4 protein-coding genes are annotated in these 2428 nt (G+C 64.1%); 3 read left to right on the forward strand and 1 reads right to left on the reverse strand.

All coding sequences use genetic code 11. The annotated features are described in order from the left end of the window. The coding region (locus NHL53_RS14510; RefSeq protein ID WP_433777606.1) for an IS3 family transposase at positions 1-208 on the forward strand (208 nt) is incomplete at its 5' end. 101 nt (positions 209-309) lie between these two features. Here NHL53_RS14510 and NHL53_RS14515 read toward each other — a convergent pair. Continuing rightward, complete coding sequence (locus NHL53_RS14515; RefSeq protein ID WP_433777607.1) at positions 310-1380, reverse strand: serine hydrolase domain-containing protein; 1071 nt, start codon at positions 1378-1380, stop codon at positions 310-312. A gap of 90 nt (positions 1381-1470) precedes the next feature. Here NHL53_RS14515 and NHL53_RS14520 point away from each other — a divergent pair, with 90 nt between their 5' ends. After that, positions 1471-2010: a helix-turn-helix transcriptional regulator gene (locus tag NHL53_RS14520; protein WP_433777608.1), complete on the forward strand. Its 540-nt coding sequence runs from the start codon at positions 1471-1473 to the stop codon at positions 2008-2010. A 137-nt stretch (positions 2011-2147) separates the two neighbouring features. Further along, complete coding sequence (locus NHL53_RS14525) at positions 2148-2414, forward strand: DUF6112 family protein (protein ID WP_433777609.1); 267 nt, start codon at positions 2148-2150, stop codon at positions 2412-2414. Positions 2415-2428 lie beyond the last annotated feature (14 nt).

Raw genomic sequence — 2428 nt, forward strand, 5'->3', positions numbered from 1 at the left:
CAACGCGGCCATGGAATCGTTCTTCTCTCTCCTGCTGAAAAACGTCCTCAACCGGCGTTCATGGACCACCCGCGAGCAGTTACGCATCGCGATCGTGACCTGGATCGAGAGGACCTATCACCGTCGACGACGGCAAGCCCGCCTGGGGCGTTTGACGCCGATCGAGTTCGAGACCACCACGACCAAAGACCTCGCCCTCGCGGCGTGACTAATGACTGTCGCCTAAACATGCAGCAGACCCCTTCGACCACCTGCACGTCACCGTCTCGCGGGCCTGGCATTTGCTTAACGGTTCACGCCCGTAGGCAGTCAGCCGTGACGTGCGATCAGCCCAGCAAGGCGGATGTGCATCTGAAAGCTTGCCTGCATACGACGGTGCGCGTGGTAGTTCATGATGACGTGAGTCCGTTGTTGCGGGTAGTAGAACATGTGCGTCGCGGTGTAGCCAAGGCCCCCCGTCGGCTGGGGGTACTTGCGCAGAAGAGGGAAGAAGCCTCCGAATCGGAGGACTACCATGCCCGTCCCGTAGTGAATGCCGGGGCGGAACCTGCTCCGCGGCGTACCGAAGATTCGGACCCATTCGGGGTCGCACAGATGGCCGCTGTGCAGCTCGCGCTGGAACCGTACGAGATCATTCGCTGTCGACGGCCCTCCCACGCCGTTCTGCCACGTGAGGTTTGGCGCGAACGCCCGGGAGACGCGGGCAGCGCCGCCAAACCAGAAAGGCGCAAGCCTCGGGAAGAGGTCGTCGAGCCGCTCGGCGTCGGCACCGACCCACTCGGCGGTGTCGGCCATGCCTGCCGGATCGAAGATGCGGGTGCGCAGCTGCTGGTCGATGCCGCTCCCGCGAGCCTCTTCGATGATCCGGATGAGCAGAAAGTAGGCGGTGTCGCCGTAGAGGAATCGCTCGCCCGGTATGGCGAAGGGAGGGAGGTGCCTGGCCTGCTGCAAGAACTCCGCGATCGACCACAGGTGGCCGGGATCGGCCAGCAGGTTCGGGATCGAGCAGGTCGTGTCGTGACCTCGCGGCGGAAGCAGCACGTCGGGCAAGCCGGACGTATGCGATAGCAGCTGCTGCACCGTGACATCGCGCGCATTGTCGACTCCGGGGGTCGCGGGGAGAGGCGCGAGATCGTCCGCAGGCAGCAGTCGCCCGATCGGGGTGTCCGGCCCGAAGCGGCCCTCGTCGAACAATTGCGCGACGAGGGTCGCATAGAACACCTTGTCGATGCTCGCGATAAAGAACGGCTGGTCGGGATCGCCTGAGGCGAGTTCAAGCCGCGGGCCGGTCACGAGCGCGATAGGGAGTTCGGGCACGCGGCGGCTGCGCGTGCGATGGATCTTCTCGACGGTGTTGCTGATGGCGGTAGCAGCGCTCACGGTGACCTCTCAACGAGGAACGGTCTAACCCCTCTCAGGGATATGTCTAGTAGATAGATTGAGTAGCGTCAAGGCGATAGGCTCGACCACATGTCCAACGTGATCCTCGGGCTCCTCATGCTCTGGCCGCAAAGCCTGTACGAGCTAACGAAGAACTTCGAGGCGGGCATCTCGCTCTTCTACAGCGCGAGCACTGGGAGCATCAAGCGGTCGCTCGATCGGATGCTCGCGGACGGGCACATCGGAGTGGCGTCGCAGGACGGTCCGCGCGGCAAGAAGACGTACGCGATCACCGAGGCGGGCCGCGAGAAGTTCCGCAACTGGATGCTCGCTGAGCTGCCATCCTCCGATTTTGAGACGGCTGTGCTGGCGAGGACGTACTTCCTGGGGCTTCTACAGCCGCACGAAAGACCGACGGTCGTGGCCCACATCGAGGAACGCATACGCTCGGAACTCGGCCGCCTGGAGCGCCTGGAGGCGCAGGCTTTGACTTTGGACGTGCCGGAAGGTTTCGAGGACGTCGCCGCCCATCAGCTCGCAACGTTGCAGTACGGACTCGCCTCATGCAGGACCGCGCTGGCCTGGTCGAAAGAACACTTGACCGCCCCTCCCATGAAGACGACTACCTGACCCTCGGAAGAAACGGCACAGCGGCCAGCGCAAGGCCATCGGTCTGTCCCAGTACGCCGCTCCACGGGCTCGGCCTGTGCACCTGAGGACATGGGTTTCAAAAGCTTTGAGCGCTTGCCGTCGCTGGTTGGTGCGTGATGGACGTCTTTCCCGACTTCGACGGACTCGGAGGGATCGGTGAGCTGAGAGAGGTCATCGGCGCCCTGCTCATGATCGTGCTTATCGTTGCGGTGCTCATGGTCATCGTCTCGGCGATCTGCTGGGCGTTGGCCGCCCCGCACGGCAACCACGCACTCGCCGGCAAGGGCCGGGTGGGGGTGCTCGTCGGCGTCGGTGCCGCCACCCTCGCCGGCGCGGGGGTGGCGTGGGTGAACTGGCTCATCTCCCTCGGCCAGCAACTCTAACCTGACACACGGAG

Source organism: Microbacterium sp. gxy059 (assembly GCF_050958665.1).
Lineage (GTDB): Bacteria > Actinomycetota > Actinomycetes > Actinomycetales > Microbacteriaceae > Microbacterium.

Bases quoted from the DNA above. Each gene is read 5' to 3' on its own strand.
- NHL53_RS14520 (WP_433777608.1), top strand. From the start codon at position 1,471: ATGTCCAACGTGATCCTCGGGCTCCTCATGCTCTGGCCGCAAAGCCTG.
- NHL53_RS14525 (WP_433777609.1), top strand. From the start codon at position 2,148: ATGGACGTCTTTCCCGACTTCGACGGACTCGGAGGGATCGGTGAGCTG.